Annotated in this window: 8 protein-coding genes and 1 tRNA gene; 5 read left to right on the plus strand and 4 right to left on the minus strand. The window is 66.4% G+C overall.

The window, feature by feature from the left end; translation table 11 throughout:
• Nucleotides 1-23: 23 nt before the first annotated feature.
• Entirely contained in the window at nt 24-770 is a 747-nt protein-coding gene (locus ACT26F_RS06090) for an HNH endonuclease (protein ID WP_471669610.1), read from the minus strand.
• Between the two features lie 132 nt (nt 771-902).
• On the opposite strand from ACT26F_RS06090, the gene ACT26F_RS06095 reads away from it, so the two are divergent.
• Nucleotides 903-2555 (plus strand): nuclease-related domain-containing DEAD/DEAH box helicase, encoded by a 1653-nt coding sequence (locus tag ACT26F_RS06095; RefSeq protein WP_471669611.1) that lies wholly within the window; start codon nt 903-905, stop codon nt 2553-2555.
• 145 nt (nt 2556-2700) lie between these two features.
• On the opposite strand, the gene ACT26F_RS06100 is transcribed toward ACT26F_RS06095, so the two are convergent.
• Both ACT26F_RS06100 and ACT26F_RS06105 read right to left on the minus strand, forming a co-directional pair.
• Nucleotides 2701-5289, minus strand: coding sequence for a UvrD-helicase domain-containing protein (locus ACT26F_RS06100; RefSeq protein WP_471669612.1), 2589 nt, complete (start codon nt 5287-5289; stop codon nt 2701-2703).
• A 1072-nt stretch (nt 5290-6361) separates the two neighbouring features.
• Nucleotides 6362-6446 (minus strand) — tRNA-Leu (locus ACT26F_RS06105).
• Nucleotides 6447-6545: 99 nt separating this feature from the next.
• On the opposite strand from ACT26F_RS06105, the gene ACT26F_RS06110 reads away from it, so the two are divergent.
• Nucleotides 6546-6770: an RNA-binding S4 domain-containing protein gene (locus tag ACT26F_RS06110; protein ID WP_471669613.1), complete on the plus strand. Its 225-nt coding sequence runs from the start codon at nt 6546-6548 to the stop codon at nt 6768-6770.
• 327 nt (nt 6771-7097) lie between these two features.
• On the opposite strand, the gene ACT26F_RS06115 is transcribed toward ACT26F_RS06110, so the two are convergent.
• Nucleotides 7098-8360, minus strand: a complete 1263-nt coding sequence (locus ACT26F_RS06115) for a DUF445 domain-containing protein (RefSeq protein ID WP_471669614.1) — start codon at nt 8358-8360, stop codon at nt 7098-7100.
• Between the two features lie 84 nt (nt 8361-8444).
• Here ACT26F_RS06115 and ypfJ point away from each other — a divergent pair, with 84 nt between their 5' ends.
• From ypfJ to hrpA, 3 genes are read left to right on the plus strand one after another with little or no spacing between them, the layout of a single operon-like run.
• Nucleotides 8445-9350, plus strand: coding sequence for a KPN_02809 family neutral zinc metallopeptidase (gene ypfJ, locus ACT26F_RS06120; protein WP_471669615.1), 906 nt, complete (start codon nt 8445-8447; stop codon nt 9348-9350).
• A gap of 4 nt (nt 9351-9354) precedes the next feature.
• Nucleotides 9355-10098: a CPBP family intramembrane glutamic endopeptidase gene (locus ACT26F_RS06125; RefSeq protein ID WP_471669616.1), complete on the plus strand. Its 744-nt coding sequence runs from the start codon at nt 9355-9357 to the stop codon at nt 10096-10098.
• Nucleotides 10099-10111: 13 nt separating this feature from the next.
• Nucleotides 10112-13696 (plus strand): ATP-dependent RNA helicase HrpA, encoded by a 3585-nt coding sequence (gene hrpA / locus ACT26F_RS06130; RefSeq protein WP_471669617.1) that lies wholly within the window; start codon nt 10112-10114, stop codon nt 13694-13696.
• The last annotated feature ends 1 nt before the right edge of the window (nt 13697 follow it).

Below are 13697 nucleotides of genomic sequence, written 5' to 3' on the forward strand. Positions count from 1 at the left end.
CGTTCGCTCTCGTTTGCGGCGCGCTACGAGCCTGAGCGGATTCGTGCGGCTCGGTGGATCTGGAAACTAAGTTGGCCCGGATTGAGCCACGGCTGTCGGCGGTGAATCATCCTGTGGCAATTGCTGCACAGTAGGGCCAAGTCCTCCAGACGCGTCGTGGTGACACCCGTTGAATGAAGCGGGATGACGTGATGGACTTCGATGTACCCCTCGCCGTGCTCTCCATAGAAGGCGCCGAAGTCAAAGCCGCACGTCTGGCAGGCGATCGGCTGGCCCGCCCGGACGACACTTGCGAGTTTGAGCGCCCGCAACTTCGGATCACGCTCATATCGCCTTTGAAACGCCTGGATCGCCCGACCTTCAACGGATGAGGCCGGCTCCTCCTGATCGGCTTCGTCCTCTGGACCTAGCCAGGGATCCTCACAAGCCAGAATTGCCGCCTCAATCGCGACAGCCCGAGCGAGCATGGCATCAGGGTCCGTGAGAAACTCCTCGAGTACCTCGCGGTCTACGCGGCTTCCGTTCGTCGGCGTTCCCGTGTATCCAGGGTGGCGCGTCGCGATGTCGTACGACTTCCGAGCGACACCGTTCGCGTTTCTGAATCTCGGGCCGCGATCCTCCACCGGATGAAACGGCGCTGCCCGAAGAAGTTGGGAGATCCGTTCCGCGTGCTCCGACGAGCCTTCGAAGCCACGCCAGCCGTTCTCCATGACCACAGCCGCAACGAGGATCACCTCGTCCGCAGACCAGTTGATCCGCTTCTCAGCCACAACGCCTCCGATCGCCGGCTCACGAGCCTATCGGGCACCGCTCGCAACCCTCGTGGCGAGTGGCCATGAGCCTGAACGGATGGCTAACGCCAAAGCCAACCAGTCTCCCCGTGCCGCGACTAAGGTGACTCCGTGCTGATCCCTGAATCGCCTGCGTTCACCACGGATTCTGAGCGCGTGGTGTGGGAGAGGCTACGAGATGCCCTTGGTCCCGACGATGTCCTCATCACGAACTTCCGGCTGACTGACTCGACCAAGGATCACGAAGCCGACCTCATCCTGCTCCTACCCGGGGTGGGCGTGGCGGTGCTCGAGGTCAAGGGCGGCAGCGTATGGCACGACGAGGAAGGATGGCGGATCAGACGGAGCGGTGAGCCGACCCGCATTCAACCGGTCGACCAGGCCCGGGATGCCAAGTACGCAGTCCGTGCCTACGTCGAAGGCGATCCACGTTGGAGTTCCGGTCGGCTTGCTTGGGCACATGGTGTTGTCACCCCGTTTTCCCAGTTTCCACAGTCGTTCGACGTTCCAGAACTCCCGCGCTATGCGCTTCACGATCGCGACGACCTCAAGGACCTGCGCGGTCGGATGGTCGACAACATCTTTCAGATGGCCCACGGCCGGCGGAGTCCAACTTCCGACGACATCGACCTCATTCGGGAGATCCTGACCGGTCGACTCGTCACGACCTTCGACGTCGAGGCCGAGGCACTTGGCCGGGAAGCTGCCGCTGACCGACTGACCCAGGAACAGGCGACGATCTTGCAGGTCACTCGCCTACTTCCCCGTATTGAGGTGCGGGGCGGCGCAGGCAGCGGAAAGACCGTCCTGGCGCTGCAGCAGGCGAAACAACTCACCAAGGGACGGAACGATCGCAAGCCACAGCGCGTCGCGTTGATCTGCTACTCACTCGGATTGGCGGCGTATCTCAAACGCGAGGTTGATACCTGGGGCCGGAAGGAACGCCCCGCCTTTGTTGGGACGTTCCATGAATTCGGTATCCAATGGGGAGCCCCACCCGCGGGCAACCGCTCCGACAACGATTTCTGGGAGGAGGGCCTCCCCCGCCAGATGGACGATCTCGCGGCCGCGCTGGACGACAAAGACAAGTACGACGCGATCATCGTCGACGAGGCGCAAGACTTCGCAGACCTCTGGTGGCAGCCTGTGCTCAAGTCGTTGCGCGACGAAGGCGAAGGAGGCCTGTACGTCTACTCGGACGAAAACCAGCGCCTCTTCGCCCGATTCGGCCGACCACCTGTTCACCTCGTGCCCCTCGTCTTGGATCACAACCTCCGCAACACGAAGCAGATCCACGAGACGTTCAGCACTCTGGCACCGAGCCGGATGTACTCCCGTGGCGGTGACGGTGTGGACGTGCGATTCGTGCCGACGACAGCAACAAACGCAATCGACGCCGCGGATGACGAGATCGACCGTCTGCTCGACCGCGGTTGGCGACCTGAACACGTCTGCCTCCTCACGACGGGCAGGCGTCACCCTGTCCAGATCGAACGCACGGAGGCATACGGCCAGGAGGGCTACTGGCAGAACTTCTGGGACAACGACGACGTGTTCTACGGACACGTGCTGGGCTGCAAGGGCCTCGAACGCCGAGCCATCGTCCTTTGCATCAATGAGGACAAGGTCCGCGAGCGAGCTCGCGAACGCCTCTACGTCGGTCTGTCACGCGCCACCGATCAACTTGTGGTCGTAGGCGACCCCGACTACATCCTCAATGTCGGTGGGCCGGCCGTTGCTCGCAAATTGGGCATCGACGGGTAGCCCTTCAACTACGGAATTGGGAAAACTCTCGGCCAGTACGCGTGATCCCGCGCGGCCTCCTGCCAGACAAACCCTTCGCAGGTGCCCCGAGGCTCACCGTTGGATCAGTTCAAGGTCGAACCCTCGTCGATGCCAGATTCCTGGCTTACCCGTCTCTCGCCTCAGGGTTCGATGGCCAGGTCGATGCCTCGCCCGGGTGCGCGTGGTCCCACCCGCGTTTCGAAACATTGTGAATCCCCGTCCAAAAGGGCGAGGCGTCTCGGCTGTCGACGATCACGTCAAGGTATTCGCGTGCCCTTGTCACGCCCACGTAGAACAGCCGCCGTTCGGCCTCAATGATTTGGTCTAGGCTGTCTCCGAAAACCTGGCCCAGAGCCCAGGTGGGGTGAATGAAAGGGAAGTTTTGTCCACTAACGTCGGCAAGAAGGATGGCGTCAGTTTCCCGGCCCTTAAAACTGTGGACGGTCGAGAATTGAAGTTCCAACGGGTCACGGATTCCCAGCCGCTTCCTCAGCCGCTGAGCGTAGTCGTCAAGGGTTCCCGGCCTTTCACCACCCAGTTGTCGCTCACCGTTCTTCCTCCTCGACAGCACGGCGATACTTCTCCCGTGACCACGGTGGTGCTTGATGAGCCGGACCAAGGCCGCGGTGCGCCAGTTTCGATCATCCCCGTACTCCCTCTTCTCCAACTCTGTCGGTTGGAAGTTGACGAGATCGAACTCACGTATACCTCCTGAGCCTTCCCTGAATGACTCGGCCGGGATGCCGCGCTCCTTCATCACGGCATTGCCAGCCTCGACAATCGTCCGAACCGACCGTCGGTTACGCGAGAGGTCGAGTTTGATGGCGTCGTGAAAGTATCGGTCGAAGTGCGTGAAGTAGTCCGTGGTCGAACCGGAGAAGCCATTGATTGCCTGCCAGTCGTCGCCAACCGCCATGACGCGGGCATCCGGGTTAATCCGAAGTATTGATCGAATCAACTCGTAGAACACCGGCGAGAAGTCCTGAAATTCATCAACGATGACGTGCTGAAGCTCTCTCACATCGCCATCGTCTCGACCTTCGCTCCCGAAGACCGTCTTGTTCGATTGCACCTCATCGACCGCGCGCCACATCAGCCCGGCAAAGTCCTCTGCGACGTCTTGGCCGAGGCGTTGCTCGTAAAGGTCGAGAATGTCAGCGGTCAGATCCGCGAAGTGTGCGAGCGGGCCTTCGTTGACGCGAACCCCAGCGCGACGCCAAGCCGCCCTGAGGTCCGCACCCGACCATCGGCGTTGACGTGCCCGACCGATTGTCATCGTGACGGCCTTGGTGAACTGTGTGATTCCTCCCCGTTTGATGACGCGCTGCCACGCTTCGGCATCGCCTAGTTCGCGTAGCGGCGCTCCGTGCCGGCGTAGGTCGCGGCACAGACCTTCACCGAAGCCCGAACGGCGGATGTCGTTGGGCTCGTACTCGAGGTATGCGACGGCGGCGCTTTCCCAATACAGACGTTTTTCCTCAGTCTTCTCGTCATAGCCGCGATTGCCTTTCATTCCCAGATACTCGATCACAATCCGACGCTCACCATCCCGATCAAAGATCGTGAAGTCTGGCCGATACCAACGGTCGTCGCCTGATCTAGTCCGCCACTTCGTGGCGTGTTCGTACTCGTAGTACGGCTCCCCCGACCCCTTGGATCCTGCGAGACCGTTCATGAACATCGTGTTGGCAATGAGCTTCTCGCCGTATGACTTGATGTACTCGCCCTTGATGGACTCGTGGTTCAAATCAGATCGGTAGGCGATCTCGTCGCTCTCGGAAGCGGTGGGGGTCGGTGCAAGCAGTCGTTCCCAGTCCGACCGAAAGTAGTTCATCATGAAGGTTCGAACACGGGCTTCTTGGCGCGGCTCGCGCAGCAGAGTATCGATGATGTGTTGAATGAGGTCACTCAAAGGTGTCATCGAGTCCGAGTAGTCGGCCACGAGCCGCTCTCGCGGGTGTACCAAGCGATGCGCGAGGGCGTGGAAAGTCATGACGTGTGGCAGGGGCTGTTCGGGAAGGAGCCGCTGGAGTCGCTCCCGCAGTTCGTCTGCAGCGGCCCGGTTAAATGCCAAGAGCAATATCTGCCCAGGATCGATCCGTTCCGAGTTCATGAGCCAAATCGTCCGGGCAACCATAGTGGCCGTCTTGCCACTCCCCGCTCGCGCCCTCACAAGCGCGTGGTTCCGCTTGACTGCCACCACCATCGATTGCGGTCCGTCCGGTTGGAAGACACTCCCGTTCGAGTCGCGGGGAAGCTTGACGAACGATGGCTCAACGCGTTGCTGTACCGCATCTTCGACCTCAGACTCGGAGAGTAGTCCCGTCGGGTCGTGTCGGTCTCGCCATTTGATTGCGGACTCCAGGTCCGCGTCGAGATCCTCGCTGAGGCGGAGACGCAATTCCTCACGTGTTCTTTCATCGGACAGTCTTGGGGATTCCTTCTCAGCGCGGAGAATCCGATTCCTGTCAAGCTCCTTCCGCTTCTGGCGGATCGAGAGCGGCTTCTCCCGCTGAGACTTGCTGAGGAGATTGGCGAGCGCTTCCCACTCGTCGCTCTCGAGCGCAGCCCGCAGGTCTGAGAGCAGCGAGCGTTCCTCGGCGGTTCTTCCTGTCGACGGGCCGTCTCTCACCACTCGCGGAACGAACTCGCGCAAATACCAATCACGGTTGGGCTCCCAATCTCGCCAGACTGCGAGAATGGCGATGAGCAACTCTGAAGCGTTGGCCTTGATGACAGCTCCTCGAACGATTTCTTTGAGCGGCGACGCGATTGACGCCGAACAAAACTCTCGAGTTACCGACGTCTTGTCTGGATTATTCCGCGACTAGGGCCGTGGCGTGGAGCGATTCGAACTCTGTGGCTACCCGGAGGAGGACTCTTGTCAGGCTCGCCGGATGCCGACGCGAACGACCTTCGTGCGTTGAAGCCACGCCTTGATGGAAAGACTAGGCGCAGCTACAGGTAGGTCATCGGAGTTCTCTTCCTGTCACCTCACCAGTACGCGACCTTACGAGTCGAAGTCACTCGCACGCAGCCGCTCCGTGGACAAGTAAGAAGGAGTCTGTACCTGCGGCAAGCGTGCGATGCCCTGCGTGTGACTCTGCCGCGACGCGCCCGTCTGGCCGCGGTCGGGGCGTTGGCGGCGATCCTGGCGGCTCTATGCATGGCGCGAGCGGCGCATGCTGCGTCCAACCGCTGCCTGTCCGTGTTCACGCGCCCAAGCGTCGCCGTCCCAGCGATCTTTTATCAGTCGCGGTAAGCCGGAACGATGGCAACCTCGCGGAGCCACTGCGTCCGCCACTTCCCCGCTGCCGGAGGCGTACCGAGCCTGCGGAGCCACGGTTCACGTCGATCTGCTGCACCTCAGGCAAGTGCGGCGGCACGTGTCTCGATGGCGTCGCGACGCTCGTCGCGTGAGGCCGCCATATCCGCAGGCATGGCGCCCGTCACGGGCGGGAGGAACCCTGCGACGAGTGGGGGTCTCGACGAAGTCGCCCGGCGGGGCTTCGAGTGGCGTGTCGGAGCCGGCTGACCAGCACTGCTCCGACCTCATCGGCGTCGTCGAGCGACCGGCGACGGACGGCCCGCGGAAGCAGCGCCTCCGGGTATCCGTCACCTCGCCGACGCTTCTGAATCCATGCCATCTGGGTGCTCCTCTGACCCTCGTTCGGTGTCATCGGGGCGCCCCGCGCGGCCACATGTGCCCCCATGGTGCCCCCATGGCGACAAATGCAATGTGGCCCCGCCAGCGTTTCCGCTGGTCAGGGCCACATTGTCGAGTGTGTCCGAGGGGGGACTTGAACCCCCACGCCCGTAACCGGGCACTAGCACCTCAAGCTAGCGCGTCTACCATTCCGCCACCCGGACAGTGGTGCAACTGGTGCAGCAATGAACTCTACCAAACGCCTGGAGCGACTGAGATCGGGCCCCGGCCCTGAGGAGTCCGACCTGCGGCAGACTGGACACATGGACATCGAGGACGTCCCCATCCGCGGCGACATGATCCGGCTGGGCCAGCTGCTCAAGTACGTCGGCATCGCCGAGTCCGGAGCCGATGCCGCCGCGATGATCGCCGACGGCGGGGTCACGGTGGACGGTAGCCCCGAACTGCGACGCGGCGCCCAGTTGGGTCACGGGGCCGTCGTCGAGGTCTCCACCCCGCAGGGCACGGTCTCGTACCGGGTCGTCTGATCGACGCTGCACGACGAAGAAGACCCCGGGAAGTATGAGTTCCCGGGGCCTTCCGTCGAGAGAACGTGATGCTCTCTCCCGTTTTCCGGTCGCCCGTGGTGATCCTTTCGGCCGTTGCATCACCAACCGCCTCGCTTCGGGCTTGCGCCGTCCACATGAAGGGAATCTGGGTTTCCTTCCCGCTCTCCCGGAGGAGTGCGTGAGACATTTCTACTGCACCGTGACCCACGTCACAAGTGCTTTTCGACAAGTCTTTTCAGGGAATTTCGCCATCCACAGGTTGTCCACACTGCCGTGCGCTCACGTCCACAGGCGGCCGCAATTCATTCACAGCAGTTGTCCACAGATGTGGATGACGAGACCCGCCAGACCGCCCACGACGGTGCCGTTGATCCGGATGAACTGCAGGTCGCGGCCGACGTGCAGCTCGATCCGCTCGGCGGTCTCCTTGCCGTCCCAGCGCTCAACCGTGGCCGAGATGACGGTCGCCACCTCGGTCCCGTAGTGGTTGACCGCGTACGCCGCCGCGTCGCCGACCCAGCCGTCGACCCGGGCTGCCAACTCGGGATCGGTCTTCAGCCGCTCCCCCAGGCTCTCGATCTCCTCGAGCACCCGCCGGCGCAGCAGTCCGTCGCGCTGACCGAGCGCCTCGACCAGGCCGCGACGGAACGAGTCCCAGAGCCGCACCGTCGTCGTGGCGGCCTTCGGTTGCGTGAGCAGGCGCCGCTTGAGCCGCTCGGCGCGCTCCATCGTGTCGGGGTCGTGCTGCAGGTCGTCGGCCAGTTGGACGAGCCAGTGGTCCAGGGCGATCCGGGCGTCGTGCTGCGGGTCGCTACGGATGTCGTCGACCCACTCGAGCGCCTCGCGGAACAGCCGATCCGCGATCATGGTGTTCGCCCACTTCGGCGCCCAGTCCGGAGCGCGCTGCTTGATCAGGCCCGTGATCCGCTCCGGATGGCGCTCGAGCCAGCCGTACAGCTCGTCGAGGCCGAGGTCGACGAGGCCCGTGTGCGCGCCCTCGTCGAGCACCTCGGCCAGCAGCTGACCCGCCGCAGGGCTGAGCGGTTCCTCGATCATGCGCGGCACGATCATCTCGGTGATGACCGCCTGCACGTCCTCCCGCTTGACCCGGCCCAGCAGGTCGGCCGCCACCCGCGAGGCCTCGTCGACGATCCGATGGGCCCGGCCCGGCGCCGTGACCCACGCACCGATGCGCTGTGCCGGCTCGGCCGCGGCGATCCGCTCGCGGATCACGTCCTCGCGCAGGAAGTTCTCGGAGACGAAGTCCTGCAGGCTCGCCGCGAGCTGGTCCTTCTTGCGCGGGATGAGCGCCGTGTGCGGGATCGGCAGGCCCATCGGGTGGCGGAACAGCGCCGTCACCGCGAACCAGTCGGCGAGCGCACCGACCATCGCCGCCTCCGCGGCAGAGTTCACGTACTCCCAGCCACCGTCCAGTCCGTGGGTCACCACGAAGACGATCGCGGCGAGCACGAGCAGGGACGTCGCCACGGTGCGCATCCGGCGCAGGCCTCGCCGTCGTTCCAGGTCGTCACCGCCGAGAGCGAGCGTGGGCACGGTCGTCGTGGTCATGGCCGAAAGCCTAGGTGCGGACGCCGTCCCCCACCGGTCGGCAGCGAGCGGGCCAACGGCGCGTGGCCGCCCTAGACTCACGCCATGACGTTCAACGAGGGAGCGAACCTCGACACGAGCCAGGTGACCGGCGGCGGCGGGGGCAAGACCGGGGCGATCGCCGGAGGCGGCATCGGCGGACTGCTGCTCATGCTGCTCGTCGTCTTCCTCGGCGGCAATCCGCTCAGTGGCGGTTCCTCCTCGGCGTTCGACGTCAACGACATCCTCTCCGGCGGTTCCAGCGGCACGAGCGTCGACGTCAGCGAGTGCAAGACGGGCGCCGATGCCAACGCGAACGACGTCTGCCGCATCGTCGGCACCGTCAACAGCGTGCAGGACTACTGGACTGACGCCCTCCCCCAGGACATCAACCGCGAGTACCGGCAGGCCAAGACGGTCATCTACTCCGGCGCGACGCAGTCGCCCTGCGGCACGGCCTCGAACCAGACCGGACCGTTCTACTGCCCCACCGACGAGCGCGTGTACATCGACGCCTCGTTCTTCGACGAGCTGAGCAGCCAGTACGGCGCCGACGGCGGGAACCTCGCCCAGATGTACGTCGTCGCCCACGAGTACGGCCACCACGTGGAGAACATTCTCGGCATCCTGTCGAAGTACCAGGACGGCGGCACCGGCGCCAAGAGCAACGGCGTGCGGATCGAGCTCATGGCCGACTGCTTCGCCGGAGTGTGGGCCAACCACGCCGCGACGACCCAGGACGCCGACGGCGACACGCTCATCAAGCCGCTCACCGACGCCGACATCGACTCGGCCCTGTCCGCGGCGGCCGCCGTCGGCGACGACCACATCCAGGAGACGCTCGGTGGCGGTCGGGTCAACCAGGACACCTGGACGCACGGCTCGAGCGAGTCGCGCAAGCACTGGTTCACGACCGGCTACGAGTCGGGCAACCTGAACTCCTGCGACACGTTCGCCACCGACGATCTGTGATCGCGTGACCCGCCGGCTCCGCGCCGAGGTCTGGATCGTCCTCGGCCTCTCGCTCGGGCAGTCGGCGGTCTATGCCCTCGTCAGCCTCGTCCGCAAGCTCTCCGAGGGATCCCTGAGGGAGTCGACCGCCGGGCTCAACCAGTCCCGCGACGCCGTCGCCTGGCTCGACCTGACCTACCAGCTGCTCGCGATCGGCTTCGCGCTCGTGCCGGTCGCGCTCGCCCTGTACCTGCTGGGCCTGGACGAGAACCGTCCGCCGGTGCTGCGACGGCTGGGACTCGACGCCTCGCAACCGGGCCGCGACCTGCTCGCCGGTGTCGTCCTGGCGGCGGTCATCGGCATCCCCGGCCTGGGCGTGTACGCGGTCGGCCGCGCGCTCGGTGTCACGGCCCAGATCGTGACGAGCCCCGATCACCTCTACTGGTGGTCCGTGCCCGTCCTGATCCTCGCGGCACTGCAGAACGCCGTGCTCGAGGAGGTCGTCGTGGTCGGCTACCTGATGACTCGGCTGCGCGAGTTCGGCTGGGGCGTGCCCGCCATGATCGCCGCCAGCGCCCTGCTGCGCGGCAGCTATCACCTCTACCAGGGCTTCGGGCCGTTCGTCGGCAACGCCATCATGGGCGTCGTCTTCGGCTGGTGGTTCCACCGCACCGGCAGGGTCATGCCGCTCGTCGTCGCGCACACGGTCCTGGACCTCGTCGCGTTCGTCGGATATGCCCTGCTCGCGGACCGGTTGGGGCTGCGCTGAGAAGATGGTGCGGATGAGGCTCGAGTACGATCCCGGGCTGCCGATCGCGGCACGCCACGACGAGATCAGGGACGCCCTGCGCGACCACCAGGTTGTCGTGGTGGCCGGCGAGACCGGCTCGGGCAAGACCACCCAGCTGCCGAAGATCGCGGCCGAGCTGGGGCGTACCCGGATCGCGCACACCCAGCCGCGCCGGATCGCCGCGCGATCGGTGGCGGCCCGCATCGCCCAGGAGTGCGACGTCGAGCTGGGCGCCGAGGTGGGCTACGCCGTCCGGTTCGACGACCGGTCCGGCGACGACACGGTCATCCGGCTCGTCACCGACGGCCTGCTGCTGACCGAGCTGCAGCACGATCGGTCCCTGAGCCGCTACGACACGATCATCATCGACGAGGCGCACGAGCGGTCCCTCGCGATCGACTTCCTGCTCGGCTACCTGCGGACCCTGCTCCCCCGCCGGCCCGACCTGAAGCTCGTGATCACCTCGGCCACGATCGACGTCGATCGGTTCGCGGACCTGTTCGCGACGCCCGACCGGCCCGTCCCGGTCATCGAGGTCAGCGGACGCACCTACCCGGTCGAGGTCCGTTACCGACCGCTCGGCCGCGACGACGACATCGTCGACGGCATCGTCTCCGCGGTCCGCGAGTTGCCCCGCGACGGCGACGTCCTCGTGTTCCTGCCCGGCGAGCGCGACATCCGCGACGCGGCCGAGGTGCTCGAGGGCAAGGGCTTCGGGGACATCGTGCCCCTGTACGGACGGCTCGCGGCCCACGAGCAGCAGCAGGTGTTCCGGTCCGGCCCGCGGCGGCGGATCGTGCTGGCCACGAACGTCGCCGAGACCTCGATCACGGTTCCGGGGATCCGCTTCGTCGTCGACCCCGGCCTCGCCCGCATCTCCCGGTTCAGCACGCGCCTGAAGGTGCAACGGCTGCCGATCGAGCGGGTGTCGCAGGCCAGCGCCGCCCAGCGCGCCGGCCGGTGCGGCCGCGTCGCGGACGGCATCTGCATCCGTCTCTACGACGAGGAGGACTTCGACGCACGCCCGGAGTTCACCGATCCGGAGATCCTGCGCACCAACCTCGCGAGCGTGATCCTGCAGATGGCGGCTCTCGAGCTGGGCGACATCCGCGACTTCGGCTTCCTCGACGCCCCCGACCACCGCGCCGTCGCGGACGGCATGGCGCTCCTGCGCGAGCTCGGCGCCCTCGCCCCGCGGGCGGACGGCAGCGACCGCCTGACCGGACTCGGGCGCACGATGTCCCGGCTCCCGCTCGACCCGCGCCACGCGCGCATGGTGCTGGCCGCCGACCGGCTCGGCGTCCTGGCCGAGGTGCTCGTGATCGTCGCCGGACTGTCGATCCAGGACGTCCGTGAGCGCCCCCTGGACCGCCAGCAGGCCGCCGACACCCAGCACGCCCGGTTCACCCAGCCCGACTCGGACTTCCTCACCCTGCTGAAGCTGTGGACCTACCTGCAGGAGCGTCGCGACGAGCTCTCGCACACGAAGTTCCGCCGTATGTGCCACGACGAGTTCCTGCACTACCTGCGCGTGCGCGAGTGGGCCGACGTCAACGCGCAGTTGCGCCGCACCGTTCGCGAGCTCGGGCTCAAGCCCCACAAGCTGCGTGCCGAGCCCGACCCCGATGCGATCCACCAGGCGCTCCTGCCCGGACTGCTGTCGCACGTCGGCCTGCGCGACACCGAGGGACGGGAGTACCTCGGTGCCCGCGGCGCCCGCTTCGCGGTGTTCCCGGGCTCGGGCCTGGCGAGGAAGCCGCCGCGCTGGATCATGGCCGGCGAGCTCGTCGAGACGTCGCGGCTCTGGGCCCGCGACAGCGCCAAGCTCGACCCGGCCTGGATCGAGCGGGCCGCCGGACACCTGCTCAAGCACCAGTACTCCGAACCCCGGTGGTCGGCTCGCCGCGGCGCCGCCGTCGCCACGCAGCGCTCGACGCTCTACGGCATCCCCGTCGTGGTCGACCGCACCGTCATGCTGGCCAAGCACGATCCCCACCTCGCGCGCGAGCTGTTCGTGCGGCACGCTCTCGTCGGCGGTGAGTGGCGGACGCACCATCGGTTCTGGAAGCGCAACCAGGCCCGGCTCGCCGAGGTCGAGCAGGTCGAGGACCGCGTGCGCACCCGCGGCCTGCGTGTCGACGACGAGGTGCTCGTGGACTTCTACGACGCACGCGTGCCCGCCGACGTCGTCTCGGTCCGCCACTTCGACGCGTGGTGGAAGAAGCACGACGACAAGCAGCTGCTCGACTTCACCGACGACCTCTTCCGCGTCGAGATCGACCCCGACGCGTTTCCGACGACGTGGACGACCCAGAGCACCGACTTCGACGCCGCGTACGACGTCGCCTACCGCTTTGACCCGCAGGCCCCCGACGACGGCCTCACGATCACGCTGCCCGTCGACGACCTGCTGTCGGTCGAGGAGGGCGAGTTCGCGTGGGGCGTCCCGGGCCGTCGGGCCGAGCTCGTCACCGAGCTCATCCGATCGCTGCCGAAGTCCGAGCGTCGCCGATTCGCCCCGGCAGCCCAGCACGCCGACCGGATCCTGCCTCTGCTCGACCCGACCGGAGACCTGCTCACCGAGCTCGCCAAGGCGCTCGACGTCGACGTGGCGCACCTCGACCTCGCGGCGATCCCCGCCCACCTGCGCCCCACGTTCCGGGTCGTCGACGGCGACCGCGAGCTGACCACGGGCAAGGACCTCGACGCGATCCGCACCGCGCTGGAGCCGCGGCTACGGCGTGACCTGCACCAGCGGGCCGCGCGGGACGAGCGCACCGGCGTCAAGGACTGGGACTTCGGCGACCTTGATCGCACGCTCACGGCGGGCCAGGTGACCGGGTACCCGGCAGTCGTCGACGAGGGAACGAGCGTCGCCCTGCGGGTCCTGCGCACGGCCGAGGAGCAACAGGTCGCCACCGTGCGCGGCCAGGCGCGCCTCATCGCGCTGTCGACCGGATCGCCCCTGGCCACGATCGGCCGCACGCTCTCGCTGCAGGACAAGCTGCTGCTCGCGACGTCCCCGCAGGGAGACGCCGCCGCGGTCATCGAGGAGTCGTGGCTCGCGGCGCTCGACCACCTCGTCGTCGCGCACGGCGGACCCGTGTGGGACGAGGCGTCCTACCGCCGCCTGCGCGATCTCGTCCGGGCCGACGCCGTCCCGCTCACCGAGCGGATCGTGCGGCAGGCGATCGCGGCCCTGCAGGCGCTGGCGACCGTGAGCCCCGGCGCGGACGAGGCGGGCGAGGACGTGCGCGTGCAGATCTCGTGGCTCATCCACCCCGGGTTCATCCGCGACATGGGCGCCGACCAGGTGGCCCGGCTCGCCGTCTACCTGCGCGCGGCGGGCAGGCGACTGACGTCGACGAAGGACCCGGCGCCCATTTGGGGCCTCGAGGCTCGCTTCCACGCGGTCACCGAGGGGATGCGGCCGTGGCAGCGGCTGTCCGCCCCCGTGCAGCGCGTGCGCTGGATGCTCGAAGAGCTGCGGGTCAGCACGTTCGCGCAGGAACTCCGGGCCGTGGGGCCGATCTCGGTCCAGCGCCTCGACAAGGCGCTGGCCGAACTCGAACGCTGAG

The sequence above is a fragment of the Aeromicrobium sp. SP1 genome, from assembly GCF_055663785.1.